General features: G+C 74.5%; 13 protein-coding genes and 1 pseudogene. 3 read left to right on the top strand and 11 right to left on the bottom strand.

The window, feature by feature from the left end; genetic code table 11:
* On the bottom strand, positions 1-2,698 hold a 2,698-nt coding region (locus ACWDS7_RS34450; protein WP_451932656.1), incomplete at its 3' end, for a BTAD domain-containing putative transcriptional regulator.
* Positions 2,699-2,799: 101 nt separating this feature from the next.
* Here ACWDS7_RS34450 and ACWDS7_RS34445 point away from each other — a divergent pair.
* The 3 genes from ACWDS7_RS34445 (at position 2,800) to ACWDS7_RS34435 (ending at position 5,435) form a co-directional block, all read left to right on the top strand.
* Entirely contained in the window at positions 2,800-3,438 is a 639-nt protein-coding gene (locus ACWDS7_RS34445; protein ID WP_451932655.1) for a hemerythrin domain-containing protein, read from the top strand.
* A 55-nt stretch (positions 3,439-3,493) separates the two neighbouring features.
* The gene (locus ACWDS7_RS34440) at positions 3,494-3,922 is read left to right on the top strand and encodes a DUF4267 domain-containing protein (protein WP_451932654.1); all 429 of its coding nucleotides are present in this window, start codon (positions 3,494-3,496) and stop codon (positions 3,920-3,922) included.
* Positions 3,923-4,124: 202 nt separating this feature from the next.
* Positions 4,125-5,435 carry an FAD-binding oxidoreductase gene (locus ACWDS7_RS34435; protein ID WP_451932653.1) on the top strand — a complete coding sequence of 437 codons (1,311 nt, stop codon included), beginning with the start codon at positions 4,125-4,127 and terminating at the stop codon, positions 5,433-5,435.
* A gap of 16 nt (positions 5,436-5,451) precedes the next feature.
* On the opposite strand, the gene ACWDS7_RS34430 is transcribed toward ACWDS7_RS34435, so the two are convergent.
* The 10 genes and pseudogenes from ACWDS7_RS34430 to ACWDS7_RS34385 form a co-directional block, all read right to left on the bottom strand.
* The gene (locus ACWDS7_RS34430) at positions 5,452-5,793 is read right to left on the bottom strand and encodes a Tn3 family transposase (RefSeq protein ID WP_451932657.1); all 342 of its coding nucleotides are present in this window, start codon (positions 5,791-5,793) and stop codon (positions 5,452-5,454) included.
* Positions 5,794-5,808: 15 nt separating this feature from the next.
* Positions 5,809-7,329: pseudogene (locus ACWDS7_RS34425) on the bottom strand (RsmB/NOP family class I SAM-dependent RNA methyltransferase); the annotation flags it as partial.
* 344 nt (positions 7,330-7,673) lie between these two features.
* Entirely contained in the window at positions 7,674-8,603 is a 930-nt protein-coding gene (gene fmt, locus ACWDS7_RS34420; RefSeq protein WP_451932652.1) for a methionyl-tRNA formyltransferase, read from the bottom strand.
* Between the two features lie 5 nt (positions 8,604-8,608).
* Complete coding sequence (gene def / locus ACWDS7_RS34415; RefSeq protein ID WP_306857710.1) at positions 8,609-9,157, bottom strand: peptide deformylase; 549 nt, start codon at positions 9,155-9,157, stop codon at positions 8,609-8,611.
* A gap of 104 nt (positions 9,158-9,261) precedes the next feature.
* A complete protein-coding gene (locus ACWDS7_RS34410) occupies positions 9,262-10,647 on the bottom strand; it encodes a hypothetical protein (protein ID WP_451932651.1) in 1,386 nt (461 codons plus the stop codon).
* A 39-nt stretch (positions 10,648-10,686) separates the two neighbouring features.
* Positions 10,687-12,315 (bottom strand): hypothetical protein, encoded by a 1,629-nt coding sequence (locus ACWDS7_RS34405; RefSeq protein ID WP_451932650.1) that lies wholly within the window; start codon positions 12,313-12,315, stop codon positions 10,687-10,689.
* A 64-nt stretch (positions 12,316-12,379) separates the two neighbouring features.
* Complete coding sequence (locus ACWDS7_RS34400) at positions 12,380-14,455, bottom strand: primosomal protein N' (RefSeq protein WP_451932649.1); 2,076 nt, start codon at positions 14,453-14,455, stop codon at positions 12,380-12,382.
* Between the two features lie 233 nt (positions 14,456-14,688).
* Positions 14,689-15,945 carry a helix-turn-helix transcriptional regulator gene (locus ACWDS7_RS34395; RefSeq protein WP_451932648.1) on the bottom strand — a complete coding sequence of 419 codons (1,257 nt, stop codon included), beginning with the start codon at positions 15,943-15,945 and terminating at the stop codon, positions 14,689-14,691.
* A 41-nt stretch (positions 15,946-15,986) separates the two neighbouring features.
* Positions 15,987-18,269: an ATP-binding protein gene (locus tag ACWDS7_RS34390; protein ID WP_451932647.1), complete on the bottom strand. Its 2,283-nt coding sequence runs from the start codon at positions 18,267-18,269 to the stop codon at positions 15,987-15,989.
* A gap of 311 nt (positions 18,270-18,580) precedes the next feature.
* The coding region (locus ACWDS7_RS34385; protein ID WP_451932646.1) for a methionine adenosyltransferase domain-containing protein at positions 18,581-18,819 on the bottom strand (239 nt) is incomplete at its 5' end.

Raw genomic sequence — 18,819 nt, 5'->3', positions numbered from 1 at the left:
CGGCGGACCGGCCCTCGATGAGTGCCAGGGTGGCCAGTGCGATCTCGGCGGCGCCGGTCGCTTCCGGCATCCGGTAGGAGCGGGCGAGGTCGAGCGCCTCCCCGGTCAGGCGGCGCATGGTCGCCGGGTCGTTGGCCGCGGCGGCGCAGGCGGCCTGGTTGAGCAGCCCTGTCACGCGGTAGACGGGCAGGTCGTGCTCGACACTGATCTTCACCAGCTCGCGGGAGTACTCCTCCCGCTCGGCGTCGCGGGCGAGGACGTCGCGGGCGAGGACCAGCAGCGCCGCGGCCCGGAGGCGGGGATCGGTGGCGAGGTCGAGTGCCTCCCGGGCCGCCTCCATGACTGTCAGATCGTCCTCGCCCACCAGTTCGTGGGCGTAGGCGATGAGGAGATGGGACCGCACGTCGGGGGTGAGGCCGGTGCGCTTGAGCAGGCGGCTGAGGCGGTCGACGATGGGGCGGTCGACCGTGCCGTAGGTGCGGGCCTGCCAGGGGGTGGGCTCGGTCCAGGCGGTGAACGCGGCGATCATCAGGTCGTCGCGGCCGATCGACTCGGCGTGCCGCACGGCCTGCTCGCGCGTGTCCCTGGCCGCAGCGAAGGCCCCGGCCCTGATCTGCGCGCGCAGCAGCCTGCCGAGCAGGGCGACGCGCTCGTCCGGGTCGCTGGAGTTGGCGACGGCGTCGGTGAGGAGCGAGGCCGCCACGTCGTGGGCGTAGCGCGCCTCGGCAAGCTCGGCGGCCTGGACGCAATAACCGACGGCTTTCGGCGAGCCGGCTCGCGCGTAGTGGTGGGCCAGGGCCGCGACGTCGCCACCGCCCTCCAGGGCGGCGGCGATCCGGGCGTGCATCCTGGTGGCCCGCAACTGGCTGACGTCGGCGACCAGGGTGTCCCTGACCAGCGAGTGAACGAACCGGACCCGCCCGGGCCCGGGCTCGTCGAGCAGCCCGGCGATGACGCCGGCGTCCAGCGCGTCCAGGACGCTGTCCTCGTCGGTGTCGGCGGCCTTGACGAGGACATCCACTGAGCTTTCCCGGCCTGCGACCGCGGCGAGCCGGAGGACGGACACGCCTCCCTCGGGCAGGCGCGCGAGCCGGCGGCGCAGGACGTCCCGTACGCCTTCGGGGACCTCGGAGAGGGCGACCAGCGCGCCTTCGCCGTTCAGCAGCCGGGCGCTTTCGCGCACGTAGAACGGGTTGCCGCCGGTGCGCTCGGCGATCCCTGCGATGGTCTCCTCGTCGGCCTCGCATTCGGCCCGTACGAGCTCCGCGACGGCCTCGTCGTTCAGCCCCGGCAGCGCCAGGCGGAGGGGCGTGGCGCGCGCGAGGGAGGCCAGCGTTTCGGTGAGGTGCCCGCTCTCGTCCGCGCGGTACGCGGCGACGACCAGGATCGGGGCCCGCACGCCGAGGCCGCCGCCGAGCAGTTCCAGCGTGGTGGTGTCCGCCCAGTGCAGGTCGTCCAGCACGACGGCGACCGGGCGTTCCGTGGCGACTGCCGCGAGCCACTTCCACACGGCTTGGCGCAGGCGGAACCGTCCCGCGGTGGCGTCGGCGTTCACCGGCTCGGTGTCGGTGAGCAGCGGCGCGAGGTCGTCCGCGAACTCGCCCGGGGACGTGGACGCGGCGACGGCTCTCAGCGCCTCGGTCCAGGCCCACGCGGGCGGCGCGCTGTCGACCTCGGGGCAGCGGCCGACGGCGACCAGCCACCCGTCACGTTCGAGCCGCCTGCCGAGGTGTTCCAGCAGCGTCGACTTGCCGAGCCCGGCCTCGCCGGTGACAAGGGCGATGCGAGCTCCGTCGGTGGCGGCCCCGGTGGCGGCCGTGACCAGTGCCGACAGCTGTGCCTCGCGTCCGACGAACGGCGCCTCGACGATCGGGGCCGTCCCCGGGAGAGGGGCCGCCTGCGGCAGCGGGGCGGTCAGCGGGGGCGGGGGCACGGTCGCGCGTAGGACGTCCGTGCGCTGGGTGAGGATCGCCTCCTCCAACGCCGTCAGGTCCGGGCCAGGGTCGAGCCCGAGCTCCTCGGCCAGGACGCCGCGGGCGCGGCGGAGCGTCGCCAGCGCGTCGGCTTGGCGGCCGCTGCTCCACAGTGCCAGGGCGTGCAGCCGCCAGCCTTCCTCGCGGAGGGGCTCGTCGCGGGTGAGCCGCTCGGCCTCGGGAACCACCGCGGCGGGGTCGCCGATGCGCAGACCCGCCGCGACGTGCAGCTCGGTGGCGACCAGGCGTAGCTCGTTCAGCCGGGCCGTCTCGGCGGCGGCCCACGGCTCGTCGGCGACCTCGGCGAACGCCGGTCCCTGCCACAGCCCCAGCGCCTCGGCGAGCCGAGCCTGCGCGGCGCGTAGGTCGGTGTCCGTACGCGCTTGGCCCAGCAGGCCCTCGAACCGCCACGCGTCCACCGCCTCCGGTGGCAGCCGCAGCGCATAACCCGGCGCCGCGCTCACCAGCAGCCGGGCCGGCGTGCGCGGCGGACGTCCGGGTTCCAACAGCCGACGCAGGTTGGACACATACGCCTGCAGGGACATCAGCGCCCGCGCGGGCGGCTCCCCGCGCCACAGATCCTCGATCATCCGATCGACCGGCACGACCTGCCCACGCGCCGCCACCAGCAACGCCAGCACGCCCCGCTGCCGCGGGCCGCCGAGGTGAACGGCCGCACCGTCTGCCTCCGCTGCGAACGCGCCCAGCACCCGGATGAAGACCATGATCTGCACATCGTATGTGGACGTTCCAAATCTTCTCCAAGCCCCCTCCAAATACCCGGGAGCAGCCTGAACACGTCGCAACCGATGAAGGGCAGGAACAGATGAGCGTCAACACCCAGGACATGGAGATCGTCCACCGCGTCCTCCGCCGTGAGTCACGGCTGCTGGTGGAGCTCGTCGCGGCCGTCGCCCCGGGTGACACCGCTCGTGCCAAGGTGATCGCCGACCATTTCCGCGTCTACCGGCTGGGCCTGCACAACCATCACGAGGGCGAGGACGAGCTGCTGTGGCCGCCGCTGCTGTCCCGGGTGGACCTGGAGGCCGACATCGTCCTGCGCATGCAGGCCCAGCACGAACGCATCGCGGCCACCCTGACCAGGCTGGACGCCGCGGTCCCCGCCTGGGAGGCCACCGCGGGCGCCGACGGACGCGACACCCTCGTGGCCGCCCTCGCCGAGCACCGCGCGGTCCTGCTGGAACACCTCGACGAGGAGGAGGCCACCCTCCTCCCGCTCGCGGCCAAGCACATCACCGAGCAGGAGTGGGCCTCCCTGGGCGACCACCTGGTGAACAACACTCCCAAGCTCACCCTGCTCACGCTCTTCGGCGCCGTCCTGGAAGACGCGGACCCGGCCGAGCGCGCCATCGTCCTCAGCGGCCTCCCCGCCCCGGTCCGCGTCATCTGGCACGTCATCGGCCGCCCCCGCTACGCCCGCCACATCCGCCGCGTCCGCGGCTGAACCCTGCCCGGTCTGAACATCACCTGCCCGGTCTGAACATCAAAGGAGAACGACCATGTCGCTGAAGAAGCTCAACACCGTCCTGGCCACCGCCGTCGTCCTGTTCACCCTCTACCTCGGGTTGTCCTTCGTCCTGCCCCTCAGGACGTCCTTCCCGGGCCTGCCGAACTGGCCCTCTGACGACAGCGGCTTCCCTCTCGTGAAGGGCAGCCGCGAGATCGCGATGGGCCTGGCCATGGGCATCCTGCTGGTGACGGGCCACCGCCGTGCCCTGGGCCCGGTCCTGCTGATGGTGGCCGTCGCCCCGTTCGGCGACATGGTCAACGTCCTGGCCCACCACGGCTCCATGGCCGCCGCGCTCGGCATCCACGGCCTGACCTCGGCGCTGATCGCGGTCACGGGGTTGCTGATCCTCCGCGAGACCGGCAAGGCGCGCAGGGCCCAGGAGGCCGCCGCCCCAGTGCCCGCCGCGCAGCCCGCCTGACGTCTGCACGCCCCGAAGGGGTGGCCCGAGAACCCGCTGAAGCAGCAGCGTGTTGACGTGCACCAGCGCGGACCACCACAGGTGCAGGGCCGGCATCGAGGTTTCGGCGTGATCCTTGTCCGGCCGGTCAGGGCGCCGTCCTTCCGTAGTGCAGCACGGTATTCCTTCGCATTTTCTGAGAACTCGACAAAGGGAGACGACGATGACGCTCAACGATCTGCGCGGTGTCCTCAAGGGGCGCGTGCTCCTGGCCGATGACGACGGCTTCGAACAGGCGGCCACCGCGTGGAACCTGACCGTCAGGCAGCCGGTGGCGGCCGTGGTGGAGGCCGCGGACGCCGATGACGTGGCGGCGCTCGTGCGTTACGCGCGGCGGGCGGGTCTGACGGTGACCGCGCAGCCGAGCGGGCACGGCGCCTCGGGTGATGTGGAAGGCCTGATCCTGTTGCGTACCGGCCTGCTGAACGAGGTGGAGATACGCGCCGAGGAGCGCGTGGTCCGGGTGGGCGCGGGCGTGAAGTGGGGGCAGGTGCTGGCCGCGGCCGGTCCGCTGGGTCTGACCGGCCTGGCCGGCAGCGCGCCGGGGGTCAGCGTGACCGGCTACACCCTGGGCGGTGGGGTCGGCTGGTTCAGCCGCAAGTACGGCTTCGCCTCCGACAGTGTGCGGGCCATCGACATCGTGGACGCCGATGGCGAGCCGCGCCGGGTGAGCGCCGAGTCCGATCCCGAGCTGTTCTGGGCGCTGCGCGGCGGCGGCGGGGACTTCGCGGTGGTGACCGCCCTCGAACTCGAGCTGTATCCCGCGCCGGTCCTGTACGGCGGGCGCGTGATCTGGCCGGAGCACCGGACCAGGGAGGTGTACGACGCGTTCCTGGAGATCACCGCCGATGCGCCGCGTGAACTCAGTGTCTGGATCAACCGGCTCCAGCCCCCCGGCGCGCCGCCGATGGTGACGCTGGATCTGGCCTACCTGGGTGAGGCGGCTCAGGGGGAGGACCTGCTGGCGCGCATCGACAAGATCGAGGGCGCGATCTCCGACAGCCGCGGCGTCGTCCCGGTCGCCGACCTGGGTGACATCACCGCCGAGCCCACCGATCCGGCCCCGTCCATCGCCCGTGCGGAGCTGCTCACCGGCCTGGACGCGGACGCGGTGGAGCTCCTGCTGGCCAAGCCGGTCGAACCGCTCATCAACGTGCAGATCAGGCACCTGGGCGGGGCGCTCGCCGAGCCGGGCGGCGGGGCCGGTGCGAGCGGCGCGGTGGCTGAGCCCTACCTGCTCGGCCTGCTGGGTCTCGGCCTGCCGCACGCGGCCGATGCGACGCGCGCCAAGCAGGCCGAGGTCGTGGCCGACCTGGAGGCCTACATCAGCGGCCGCAAGCCGTACACCGTGCTGTCGCCCGGTGACACGGCGGCGAAGTCCTTCTCCGGCAGCGCGCTCGCGCGGCTGCGGGAGATCAAGCGGGCCCGTGACCCGCACAACGTGTTCCGCGCGAACTACCCGGTGCTCGGATAGATCGGTTGTCGGCAGGTCACGGCCCCGCCGCCCACCGGGGCGGCGGGGCCGCGCCGAACCCGCGTGACAGACAGGGAAAGAAGTGGGTGAACAATGCGATGCAGCTGTCGGCGACGTGGCGGTGGGCAATGACCCCATAGCCGCCGTAGCGGATGTGATACTCGGCGATCAGACTGTCGATATAGATCTCGTACTCGGTGCCATCAGCCGACACCGAGGGGCCCTCGCCCCAGACCTTGGGCAGGTCCAGCTTGAGACAGGCGTTGACCACCTCGGCGATCGCCTTGTCGAGCGCGGCCAGGCTGATGTGCCGGCGGAAGGTGTGGCCCAGCTCGTGGACGCTGATCCGGCCGCGCAGGTGGCGGGCGGCCGGTCAGCGGCGGCGCAGCAGCGTGAGGAACATCCCGTCGGTGCCGTGACGGTGGGGCCAGAACTGGACGTGGGGCCCCTCGCCCAGGCCCTCCACCTCGGGGAGGTAGGCCCGGGCGTCGAGGGTCTCCACGTCGTCGCGGTGGCGCAGGACGTCGCCGACCACCGCCGTGGTCTCGGCCAGGTGGGGCGAGCAGGTGACGTAGGCGACGACCCCTCCGGGACGGACGGCCTCCAGCGCCGAGGCGAGCAGCTCGCGCTGGAGCCTGCCCAGGTCCGGGAGGCTGCGGGGATCGCGCCGCCAGCGGGCCTCCGGACGGCGGCGCAGGGCACCCAGGCCGGTGCAGGGGGCGTCGACCATGACCCGGTCGAAGACCCCGGGACGCCAGGCGGGGACCGTGCCGTCGGCGGTGATCACCGCGGCCTCGCGGGTGGTCTGCCGGACCAGGCGGGCGCGGTGGTACTGCAGCTCGGCGGCCAGGAGATTGGCCCCGCCCGGGAAGGCGGCGGGACCGGACGGCCCACCCGGCGCACCGGGCACCGCGGCCGCTCCGGACGCACCGCCCCGCTCGCCAAGCACCGCGGCCGCTCCGGACGGCCCGCCCGGCTCACCCGACGCCCCGCCCCGCTCACCGGACGCGGACGCGGGACCGGACGGCTCCCGGGAGGCCGCCGGGAGAGCGGCTCCGTGGACGGCGATGGCGTCCAGCAGGCCCGCCTTGCCGCCGGGGCCCGCGCACAGGTCGAGCCAGCGGGAGTCGCCGCCGGTCACCGGGACGCGGGTCAGTGCCAGGGCGACGAGCTGGCTGGCCTCGTCCTGGACGGCGGCGCGCGCCTCGGCCACGGCGAGGACGGAGCCGGGGTCACCCTCCGGCAGGTAGGCCGCGTAGGGGGAGTATCGGGCCGGCTGGGCGCCGGAGGCGAGGAGCTCCTCGACCGACGCGCGGCCGGGCCGGGCGACCAGGGTGACCCGGGGGCGCTCGTTGTCGGCGGCCAGCAGGGCGGCCGTCTCGTCGAAGTCGCCGCCCACGGCGTCGCGCATCGCGGTGACGATCCACCGGGGGTGGCTGTACGCCACGGCGAGGTAGCCGACCGGGTCCTCGCCGGGATCGGGGGCCACGATCGGCAGCCACTGCTCCAGGGAGCGGCCGGCGACCTTGCGCAGCACGGCGTTGGCGTATTTCGACGCGCCGGTGCCCACCCGCAGGCGCACCAGGTCGACGGTCGTGCCCACCGCGGCGTGCGGGGGGACCCGGGTCTTGAGCAGCTGGTGCACGCCCAGGCGGATCGCGTCGAGCAGCGGCGGGTCCAGGTCCTCGGGGGCGCGGTCGCTGCAGGCCGCGATGACCTCGTCGTAGGTGCCCAGGCCACGCAGGGTGCCGTAGGCCAGCTCGGTGGCCAGGCCCGCGTCCCGCCCGGACAGGCGGCGTTCGCGCAGCAGCGTGGGCATCAGCAGGTTGGCGTAGGCGTCCCGCTCGTCCACGGCGCGCAGCAGGTCGTAGGCGGCGTTGCGGGCCTCGTCACGCGCCGGTCGGGGCGGACGGCCGCCCCGGCCCCCGCCCGGTCCCCGGCCACCGCCCTGAGCACCCCGGCCACCGCCGGAACCGCCCTGAGCACCCCGGCCACCGCCGGAGCCCCGGCCACCGGACCCGCCCGGCTCACCCGCACCCCGGCCACCGGACCCGCCCGGCTGACCCGCGTTCCGGCCACCGCTGAACCCGCCGCCCTGAGCACCCCGGCCGCCGGACCCGCCCGGCTGACCCGCGTTCCGGCCGCCGGACCCCTGGCCCCGGCCACCGCCGGAACCCCGGCCGCCGCGTGAGTGGTCGCCGGGACCGCGCCCGCCGTTCCCCCGATCGTTCATGATCTCTAGCCCAGCCGATCTTCGTCTGCGGGCCGCACGCCGCGGGCCCACTCTCCCGCGCTCATCAGGCGCTTGCCCTGCGGCTGCACCTCGCCCAGCTCGACCGGATGGGTGGCCGTGCCGACCAGGACGGAGTGCTTGGCGGCCGCGATCCGCCCGGGCTCCAGGGCCGGGGCGTCCGGTGCCGGCCGTACCGGCCCGATCTTGACCCGCTGGCCGCGGAACTCCGTCCACGCGCCCGGGGCGGGCGTGCAGGCGCGGACGAGGCGGTCCACCCGCATGGCGGGCGCGGACCAGTCGATCCTGGCGTCGTCCACGTTGATCTTCGGTGCGAGGCTCACCCCCTCGGCGGGCTGGGGGACGGCCTCCAGCTCGCCGTCCTCGATCCCGTCGAGGGTCGCCACCAGCAGCCCGGCGCCGGACTCGGCGAGCCGGGCGAGCAGGTCACCGCTGGTGTCGGCGGGCCGGACCTCCTCGGTCACGACGCCGTAGACCGGGCCGGCGTCCAGTTCCTTGACGATCCGGAAGGTGGCCGCGCCGGTGATCTCGTCGCCGTGGAGCACGGCGTGCTGCACCGGGGCGGCGCCGCGCCAGGCGGGCAGCAGCGAGAAGTGGAGGTTGACCCAGCCGTGGCGCGGGACGTCCAGGGCGGACTGCGGCAGGAGCGCGCCGTAGGCCACCACCGGGCAGCAGTCGGGGTCGATCCGCCGCAGCCGCTCCAGGAACTCGGGGTCGCCCGCCTTCGGCGGCCTGAGGACCTCCACGCCCGCCTCCTCCGCCAGCTCGGCGACGGGGCTCGGGTGGACCCTGCGGCCCCGGCCCGACTGGGCGTCCGGCCGGGTGACGACGGCGACGACGTCATGGCGGGGCGAGTCGAGCAGGGCCCGCAGCGAGGGCAGGGCGGTGTCCGGGGTTCCGGCGAAGACCAGGCGCAAGGTTGTTACAGAGCCTTCCCGTGGGTGGCGTGCGGAGAGAACTTGAAGGCGGGCGCCGACAGCCCGCTCCACTCGGCCTCGCGGATCTCCTTCATGGCGAGCTTGCGCTGCTTGGGGTCCATCCGGTCGATGAACAGCACCCCGTCGAGGTGGTCGGTCTCATGCTGGAAACAGCGGGCCATCAGATCGGTGCCCTCAAGGGTGACGGGCTCCCCGTGCATGTTGAAGCCCCTGGCCACGGCCCGGATCGCCCGGGGCGTGGGGAACGACAGGCCGGGGAAGGACAGGCAGCCCTCCTGGCCCTCCTCGTCCTTGTCGTCGGAGAGGTCGAGGTTGGGGTTGATCAGGTGCCCGAGCTGCTCGTCCACGTAATAGGTGAAGACCCGCAGGCCGACCCCGATCTGCGGCGCGGCCAGCCCGGCACCGGGGGCGTCCATCATCGTGTCGGTCAGATCCTTGACGAGCTTGCGCAACTCCTTGTCGAAGTCCTTCACCGGCTCGGCCGGGGTGCGCAGCACGGGGTCGCCGAAAAGACGGATCGACTGAATGGCCAACAGGGCTCTCCTCACGCTTTTCGGGGGGATCCCCACAGTCTAAGGGCCATGGGGAGTGTCCCTCGGATCTCTCCTCCCGCGGCCGCGGCCGCCGGAGGGCGGCGTCAGCGCGAGCGGGCCTTCATGGCCGCCTTCCGCGCGGCCTTGGCGACCGCCGCGTCGCGGTAGTGGGCGGCCAGCACGTCGAGCACCGCGATGGTGTCGGGGTGGTCGACCAGGGTCATCTCCTCGACGACACGGATCAGGTCCTCGCCGGGTTCGAGCATGTCGAACTCGTGCATCGCCTTGGGCGCGTTGCCGAGCTGGATCAGCGAGGCGAGCGTGTCGACCGCGAGCCAGGTGCTGTCGGCGGGCGTGAGGGCGGGCGCCGGCAGGTCGCGGATGTGCAGCCAGGAGGCGGCGTAGCGCCACATGGCCGGCTCGGCGAGCGCCTCCCTCAGCGGCGCCTCGGCCTCGGGGCCGAGCTCCTCCAGGATCGTGCCCACGGTGCCGCGCTGGCCGGCCGTGCCGGATGCGGCGATCTTGACCAGCTCGCGGGCGGCGGCCTCGGCGTGGCGCGACTCCAGCCACACGGTGACGGCGCTGGGGGCCGCGGAGCGCTCCGTGATCGCCTTGACCAGCTCGGCCGCGCCCAGGTCGGCGAAGACCGCGACCTCGGCGCCGGTGGGCGCGTCGTGGCCCTCACGCAGCAGGTCCTGGCGGACCGCCCACATGCCCAGCGGGGTCAGCCGGGGCCAGCCCGCCTCCGACAGCTCGATGAGCCCGCAGTAACCCAGCAGCGACAGCGCGCCGTCCAGCTCGCCCGGGAGCGCGGCGGCCAGCGCCCGCATCTCGGCGGGACGGGCCTCGCAGGCCACCTCGTGCGACTGGAGGATGCCCTTGACCAGGGTGGCGGGAGACAGGCCGTCACTCACGGCGTACATCGTGGCGAGCATCTCGGCGAGGTGGTCGTCCACCACCGAGGAGCCGGTCAGGCTCTCGTCGGCGCGGTCGAGGACGTCCATCACCACGCCGTCCCAGAACCCCAGCAGCGCGGCGGGGGGCAGCTCGGCGGAGAGCGCCAGCGGGCCGGCCGTCACCACGCCCCGGGAGATGCGCAGCATGCCGGTGTTGACCGCGACGACCCAGAGCAGGTGCAGCCGCGCCGGGTTGGGCACCCCGAGCTCGGCGCAGGGCAGGTAGGGGTCGGGCAGCAGGCCCTCGGGCGTCACCTCGCGGGTGCCGGTCCACGCCGCCAGCCGCTGGGCGTCCAGCACCAGCGGGACCCGGAGCACGGCGGAGGCGAGCTCGCCGTCGGGGGCGAGCACGACCGGTGGGAAGCTCAGCACCTCGCTGCCGCAGTCCGGGCAGTCGCAGTCCTTGTCGTCGGCGGAGGCCGCGTCGAGCACGGCCGCGCGCGCCTCACGGGACCCCGATCCCAGCTCGTCGACCAGCCTGCGCAGTTCGCCGAGATCGAAGACGTTGCCGGTGGTGTTCCCGCTCTTTGCCACCCGTGAAACTTACTGCACTGGAGCCCCACGGGTGTACGGCTAGCCGATAGCGCGGGAGCGGGCTTTGAAGGCGGCCTTGCGGGCGGCCTTGGCCACGCTCTGGTCGTTCAGGGAGCGGCCCAGCAGCTCAAGGACCTCGACGACCTCGGGATGGTCCACCCGCCACATCTCCTCGATCACGTGCGCCGGCGGGCCGGAGGCGGCCATGTTCTCGGCGAAGGTCTCCGGGTCGTCCTCGGCGGCGGAGATGGCCAGGGCGAGCATGTCGACGCTCATCCACAGCACCTCCTCCTGGGAGAGCGCCGGGGCGGCCAGGCCCCGGGAGGAGAGCCAGTGGACGGCGTGCGGGCGCAGCTCCGCCTCGTCGAGGTGCCGGCGGATCGCGGGCTCGGCCTCCGGGCCGAGCCGGTCCACGATCGTCACGGCGATGCCCCGCACGGCCGAGGGCGCGCCGGAGGCGGCGTTCAGCAGCTCGGTGGCGGCCTCCTGCGGGCTCCTGCCCCGCAGCCAGCCCTCGATGTCGGCCTCGGCCAGCTCGGCGGGCATCCCGGACAGCAGCCCCTCGATGAGCTCGGAGGCGTCGGCGGCGGTCAGGTCGGCGGCCTCGGGCGCCTCGATGCCCAGGCCGGTGTAGTGCTCCCGCAGGCCCCAGACGGCCAGTGCGCTCAGCTCCAGGGTCTCCTCGCTCCGCTCGGCGATCCCGCAGTAGGCCAACCCCCGTACGGCCTCGGCGATGTCCACCTCCTCGTCGAGCAGCCCGATCTCCTCCAGGTATTCCATGACCAGGGGGATCGGCACCGGCGCCTGCAGGCGGTAGAGCATGTCGCACAGGCCGTAGAGCTCCTCGTCGAGGGACGCGGCGCCGGTCACAGCCCCGCCGGTCTCCTTCTCCACCAGGAACTCCACCACCGCGGCCCACGTGTCGAGCGGGTCGGGGTCCTCGCCGTCGAAGATCGCGGTGCCCTCGACCTCGACGAGGCCGGTGTGCACCGCCAGCTCCCACAGGAAGCCGGGGTCGGCCACCGCGAGCTGGGCGGTCGCCTCGGCGGCGTCGCGGACCCGCAGCCGCCCCTTGACGGTCGGCGTGCGGCCGCCGGCCAGCATCCACTGGACCAGCCGCCGGACGTCGGTCACCAGGGGCACCCGGGAGGCGCTGTCGGCGAGCCTCTCGCGGGGCGCAGTCCGGACCGGGGGCAGGGGGGAGCAGCCGGGGCAGTCGCAGAACTCGGTGTCGGCGGGCTCCTCCACCGCCGACACCGAGACGTCGCCCTGCTCCAGGGAGTCGGCGCCCATCGCGCTGAACAGGCTCTTGGCCATGCCGAACTTGGAGGTGTCGGCGAGCGCGATCGGCATCTCGGGCTCGATCCGGTCCAGGACGACCCGCATGCGGACGGCCATCTTGCCGCCGATCTCCTCGGTCGCCAGCAGGAAGTCGACCAGGGTGCGGGCGGCGGCGACGGTCTCGGGGGCGCTTTCCGGCGGGGCGATGACCTTGCGCGGGTAGATGTCGAGCAGCAGTTCCTCGAAAGTGACCGGGGTGAAATCACCCAGCTCGTTCACGTTCAAATAATCGCTCGCGTAGTCGCAGAGCAGCCGCACCTCGTCCACGTCAACGTCCAGGCCGCGCGCGCGCCCCCACGCGCGTAGATCGTCTACGGCCCGATTCACCCATTCGATCGACACAGGGGAAAATTAACGGCTTACTGTCAGCACCGCGAATCGGGGAAACAACTCAAATCACATCGAGAGGGTCAATGCATACTCTGACCACCTCGGGGGCCTTGCGCGCGGAACGCACCCCGGCGGCCCCCTTCACCGCGGCGGCCAGCGCCGCCCCGGCCCCTCTGGGGACCCGGAGCATGGCGCGTTCCCGCACCTGGTCGCCCCTGGGCGAGTCGAGCGGGACGGGGCCGAGAACCTGCGCCCCGTCCGGCAGCGCCACCTCGCCGAGCATCTCCCTGACCGCCGAGGGGGAGCCGCTCAGCGTGGCCATCCTTACCGCCGGGGGGAAACCTAGTTCTGTCCTGTCGGCCAGCTCCCGTCCGGCATGGGTGATGGGGTCCCAGCGCAGCAACGCCTGCACGGCGGGCACCGAGGAGTCGGCCAGCACGACCAGCTCGGCCCGGGGCCGCAGCAGCGCCGCGGCGTTCATCCACCGGCGCAGCGTCTCCTCGGCGGCCCGCAGGTCCGGCCGGCCGAGCAGCGCCCACCCGTCCAGCAGCACGGCGGCCGCGTAACCGCCCTCGGCCACCGGCTCGGCCCCCGGGGTGGCCACCACCAGGGCGCGGGCGGCGCCCACCGTGGCGAGGACGCCGTCCTTGCCCGAGGTCTTGACCTGCACCGAGGGGAAGGCCCGCCCCAGCTCCTCGGCGGTGCGGCGGGCGCCGACCACCTGCGCCCGCACCCGGCCGCCCCCGCAGGCCGGGCAGCGCCACTGCCCCGCGATCCGGCCGCACCAGCGGCAGTAGGGGGCGGCGTGACCGCCGCGCAGCGCCAGCGGCCCGCTGCAGTGCCCGCAGCGGGCCGGGGCCCGGCAGTTCTGGCAGGCCAGCGCGGGCAGGTAACCCCGCCGGGGGACCTGCACCAGCACCGGACCGCTGTCCAGCCCGGCCCGCAGCGCCCGCCAGGCGAGGCTGGGCAGCCGGGCCGCCCGCGCCGCCTCGTCCCTGGCCAGCTCGGAGTCCTCGCCGGCCGGCCGGACCCTCGGGGCCCTGGCCCTGACCGTCTCGCGGGCGGCGGCGATGGTGCCGGCCCAGCCCGCGGCGACGAGCTGGGTGGCCTCGGCCGTACGGGCGTATCCGCCGATGAGCAGGCCCGCCCGGCTCTGGTGGGCCCGCAGCGCGAGGATCTCCCGGGTGTGCGGGTACGGCGCGAGCCGCTCGGAGTGCAGGTCGTCCCCGTCGTCCCAGACCACCGCCAGCCCGAGGTCGCGCACCGGCGCGAACGCCGCCCCCCGGGTGCCGACGGCGGCGCGCACCTGCCCCCGCGCGACCCGCAGCCACCGGCGGTAGCGCTCGGCCGGCCCCAGGTCCGCGGTGAGCGCCACATGCGCCCCGGGCCCCAGGGCGGCGCTCAGCGCCGCGTCGGCCAGCGCCACGTCCTTGCCGTCGGGGACCACCACGAGCGCGCCCCGGCCGCCGCGGAGCGTCTCCCGGACGGCCACCGCGACCGCCGCGGCCCACTGCGGCCCGCCCTCCTCCGTCCCGGGCAGCGCGGTCCACACCGCCCGCGGCGCGCGCCCCCCGGCGAGGGCCTCCAGGAACGGCTCCCCGTCCGGGTAGTCCGCCCAGGGGCCCGGCCCGGAGCCGTCCGGCGCCTGCTGCGCCGCCTCCTCGGGCGGGGGGACGGCCTCGGCCTCCACCTTGGCGTGGCGGGGCGGCACGGCCAGGCGCAGGACGTCGGCCAGGGTGCCGGCGTAACGGTCGGCCACGGCGCGGGCCAGCACGGCGATCTCGGGGGTCAGCACCGGCTCGGGCGAGACGACCTTCTCCAGCCGGGCCAGCTTGCCCTGGTGCTCGCTGGCGTCCGCCCGCTCCAGCAGGAAGCCGTCGACGAGCTTGCCGGCGAAGCGGACCCGGACCCGCGAGCCCGGCACCGCGTCGGCGTCCATCGTGGCCGGGACGACGTAGTCGAACGGCCGGTCCAGGTGCGGCAGGGGTGTGTCCACGGCCACCCGGGCGACCGGCAGCAGTGCGGCCGGCTCCGGCACCCCCCTGGCCGGCGCGGCCGGGACCGGCGCGGGCCGCTCACGGACGGCGTCGAGCGGCAGCAGGGCGCCGTCGTCTGGTGAGGGGCTGGCGTGGGTCACCCACTTGTCCTACCAGATCCCGGGAGCGGCCTCGTCCTGCCAGGTCCCGGGCGGCGGAGGCGATCGGCCAGTGGGTCACGCCCGACACGGGGAACGCCCCGGTGTCATGTCAGCCGGAAGGGGACCCCTCCCTCAGCACCGGCTGACCGCTGCGGAACGCCGGAGCGCGCGGTGTCCCACTGGCCGCCCCCATCATGAGCCCCGGCACCGGCATCCCGCATCGGGCGATGTGCCTATATCTGCGCCTGGCAGTCGTTCTCGGCCACCCACGCGGCCACCTGGGTGCGCGAGGTGAGGCCGCCCTTGGCGAGGATGTTGCGGACGTGCGCGTCCACGGTGCGCTTGGCGATGTCCAGCCGTGCGGCGATCATCGGGTTCGACAGCCCCTCGGTGATCAACTCTGCCACCTGGAGCTCCCGGGCGCTCAGCGTGCCGGTGACCGCCCGCGCGACCCGGCCCGCCTGGTGGGCGCACGGGGCACGTCCCGCGCCCCGCAGCGGCTCCTGTACGGCCGGCCGCCACCGTCCCCCGGACGGGCCCAGCACGACCTCCCGGTAGGCCTCCAGCATCCTGTGGCGGCCTCCCGGCTCGCGGAGCACCACCGACCGCTCCACCAGTGCGGCCAGGACCGGCGCGACCCGGTCCGTCCCGAACTCGGCGCCGCAGGCCCGCTCGGCGGCGGCCAGGTCGAAGGGGCCGGGCAGCACCGCCAGCAGCGCCCAGAGCCTGCGCTGCTCGTCGTCGCAGAGCCGGTGGCTCCACTGCACGCAGGCCCGCAGGTCGCGGTGGCGCGGCAGCGCGGTCCTGCTGACCCCGGTCAGCAGCGTGAGGCGGTGCCGCAGCCGCTCCAGCAGGTCGCGGGCCGACAGGGAGCGCATCCGGGCGGCGGCGAGCTCGATCGCCAGTGGCAGCCCGTCCAGCCGGGCGCAGATCTCGGCGACCACCGGCGAGACGGCCGGGGTCAGGGCGAACCCGGGGTCGGCGGCCACGGCCCGGTCCTCGAACAGCCGCACGGCCTGCGGCAGCGGCAGCGGCGCCAGCCGCAGCACCCGCTCCCCCGCCAGGCCCAGCGGTTGCCGGCTGGTGGCCACCACCACGGTCTGCCGCGCCTCGCCGAGCAGGGTCTCCACCAGTTCGGCGGCCTGGCCGAGGAGGTGCTCGCAGGTGTCGAGCACGACGAGCAGCCGCCGGTCCCCCAGCGCGGCGGCGAGCTCCGGCACCGGGAGGGGGCCGCCCGGTGCCAGCGTCCCGGCGACGACGGCCGCCGGATCGTCGACGCCCGACAGCTCGGCCCGCCAGACCCCGCCGGCGAAGCCACGGCGCAGCGTGCCGGCCAGGCGCAGGGCCGTACGGGTCTTGCCCACCCCGGCGGGGCCGGTGACGGTCAGCAGCCTGGCGCCGGCGAGATGGCGCAGGCCCTCGGCCAGCTCCTCGGCCCGTCCCACGAAACTCGACAGGTCAACGGGCAGATTCCCCGGACGCCTCGCCATTTTCCGCCCCCCGTGTCCGCCGAAATGTTACCAGGCGGTAGTCACGGGCTCCCCGGAGCGGCGGGCCCCTCCCGGCGCCGCCGGGTCGCCCAGGCCGCGATCTGGGCGCGCGCCGAGAAGCCGAGCTTGGCCAGGATGTGCTCGACATGCGAGTCGACGGTCCGCTGGAGGACCATCAGCCGGTGGGCGATCTGCCGGTTGGTCAGCCCCTCGGCGACCAGCTCGGCGACCTCCCGCTCCCGCCGGGTGAGCGGGGCCCAGCCGGAGTCGCGGCCGGCGGGCGGGTCCCCGGCCGCCTCCTCGCCGAGCGCGTAGGCGATCGCCCCCTCCAGGCCGAGGGCCGCCCCCTCCCGGGCCGCCTGGTCGGAGTCCCGGCGGGACAGGCCCCGCCTGACCAGCTCGGCGCAGCGGGCTCTCTCCTCGGCCATCATCGGGTAGCCCTGCCGCAGCAGGCCCTTGTCCCGCCAGCCGGCCTGGGCCGCGCCGAGCAGCCGCCCCGCCCTGGCCAGGTCGCCCTGGTCCGCCGCGGCACCGGCCAGCAGCTCCAGGCAGAACACGACCGCCATGGCGTCGGAGAAGTGCCGCTTGACCCGCAGCGAGTCACGCGCGTGCGCGGCCGCCCGCTCCGCGTCGCCCTCGGCCCTGGCGACCAGCCCCAGCCCGTAGTCGGCGTAGGCGCGCGCCCACGCGTTCCCCCGCTCCTCGCACAGCTCCCGGCAGCGCAGGAAGACCTCCCTGGAGGCCGCCGTACGGCCGCGCCAGATCAGGCTCAGGCCCAGCTCCACCATCGCCGGCAGGAGCACCTCGGGGAGCCGCCCGCCGGGGCCGAGCCGGTCCACCACCGCGCCCAGCAGGGCCTCCCCGCCGCTCAGGTCACCCTCGATGACGGCCAGCGTCCCGCTCAGCTTGAGCAGCAGGAGCCCGACCAGGTCGTCGCCGGGCGCGGAACGGCTCCCGCACCGCTCCAGCAGCAGCCGCGCCTCGTGCAGGTGGCCCCGGGCGATGGCGATGTAGGCCAGGGTGAGCGTCGCCATCGACCACGACTCGCTCCCGGGGCGCGCGAAGGCGAGCAGCCGCTCCAGATGGTGGTGGCCCTCCCGGAGCATCCCGCAGGCGACCCAGAGGTACCACAGCGCGACCGCCATGCCCAGGCCGGTCTCGTGCTCGGCCGGGTCCTCGGCGCACAGGTCGAGGGCCGCGCGGATGTTGGGCCAGTCGCGCCGGATCCGGCCCCACAGCTCCACCTGGTCGGCGTCCGGGCCGATCGTCCTGCCCCGGACCGCCAGCTCGTGGTAGTGGCGCAGGTGGCGGCGGCGCAGCCGCTCCCGGTCCCCGCTCTCCAGCAGCTTCGCCGCGCCGTACTCCCGGATGATGTCCAGCAGCCGGTAGACCGTGCCCTCGCCCCGTCTGACCGGGATCACGATGGACTTGTCCACCAGGCCGAGCAGCGCGGGCAGGACCCGCTCGGCGGGCAGCGCCTCGTCGGCGCAGACGCTCTCGGCCGCGGCGGCGTCGAAGGTGGAGACGAAGACCGGCAGCCGCGACCAGAGCAGCCGTTCGTCATCGGTGCACAGCTCGTGGCTCCACTCGACGGTGGCGCCGACGGTCGGGTGCCGCCTGCCCGCCGTGAGGCCCGACAGCAGCCAGAGCCTGTCGTCGAGCAGGCCGAGGATCCGGTCGAGGGGGAGCGTGCGCATCCGGACGGCGACCAGCTCGATGGCCAGCGGTATGCCGTCCAGCCTGGCGCAGACCTCGGCGATCTGCCGGGCGTTCCCGGCGGTGAGCGCGTAGTCCGGGTCCACGGCGGTGACGCGCTCCAGGAAGAGCGCGACCGAGTCGCAGCGCGACAGCTCGGCCACCGACTCCGCCTCACGCGGGCCGGGCAGGGGCATCGGCGCGAGCGCCACGAGGTGTTCGCCGGGCACGCCGAGCGACTGCCTGCTGGTGGCCAGGATCCGCAGTTCGGGACTGCTCTCCAGCAGGGTCTGCGCCAGCCGGGCACAGGCGTCCACGAGGTGCTCGCAGGTGTCCAGGATCAGCAGGGTCCGCCGGTCACGGAGATGCTCGGCCAGGGCCTCGGCGTCCGGGCGGCCGGAGGGGTCCGCCGGCTCCAGCGCCTGGGCCACCGCCTCCTCCAGATGGCCGGGGTCGCTCACCCCGGCCAGCTCCACGAACCGGACGCCGTCGGCGAAGGCCCGGCGCACTCCGGACGCGGCCCTGACGGCCACCCTGGACTTGCCGATGCCCGCGCCCCCGGTGACGGTGACCAGCCTGGACACCTGGAGCAGGCGCCTGACCTGGCGGACCTCCTCCTTGCGCCCCACGAAACTGGTGATCTCCGCCGGTAATCCACCTGTCCCCGACCGCCCACTCACGTCTCTCCCCCAAGATCTCTAAAAAAGAGAAGCTACACAGGGTCCGACGTCCCACGCCCGCGGGTGGTGGTCAGGTCAAGGGCACGGCCGTGCCGTACGGCTCCGGCCGGGCGGCGGACGGTGCGGCGGGATACCGTCGAGACGGAGGGCGGGTGGAGGTGGGGGCCGCGCCTCACCATCTGGGGCGTGGCCCCCCGGGGGCCGGCGGGAGACGCCACAGCCCCCCGTGAGACTGCTCACGGGGGGCTGTGGCGGAGGGGTCAGAGACCGGCGGCGGCGCGCAGGGCGTCGGCGCGGTCGGTGGCCTCCCAGGAGAATTCGGCGCGGCCGAAGTGACCGTAGGCGGAGGTCGCCGAGTAGATCGGGCGCAGCAGGTCGAGGTCGCGGATGATCGCGGCCGGGCGCCGGGTTGAACGCGCGCGCGAAGTCGATGAACAGTGGGGCGTCGGCGATGTAGTACGGCGGCGCGGGCACGTCGTCGTCCTCGGCGGCGTAGCCG

Source organism: Streptosporangium sp. NPDC003464 (assembly GCF_053588315.1).
This window is presented reverse-complemented; position numbering and strand designations above follow the sequence as displayed.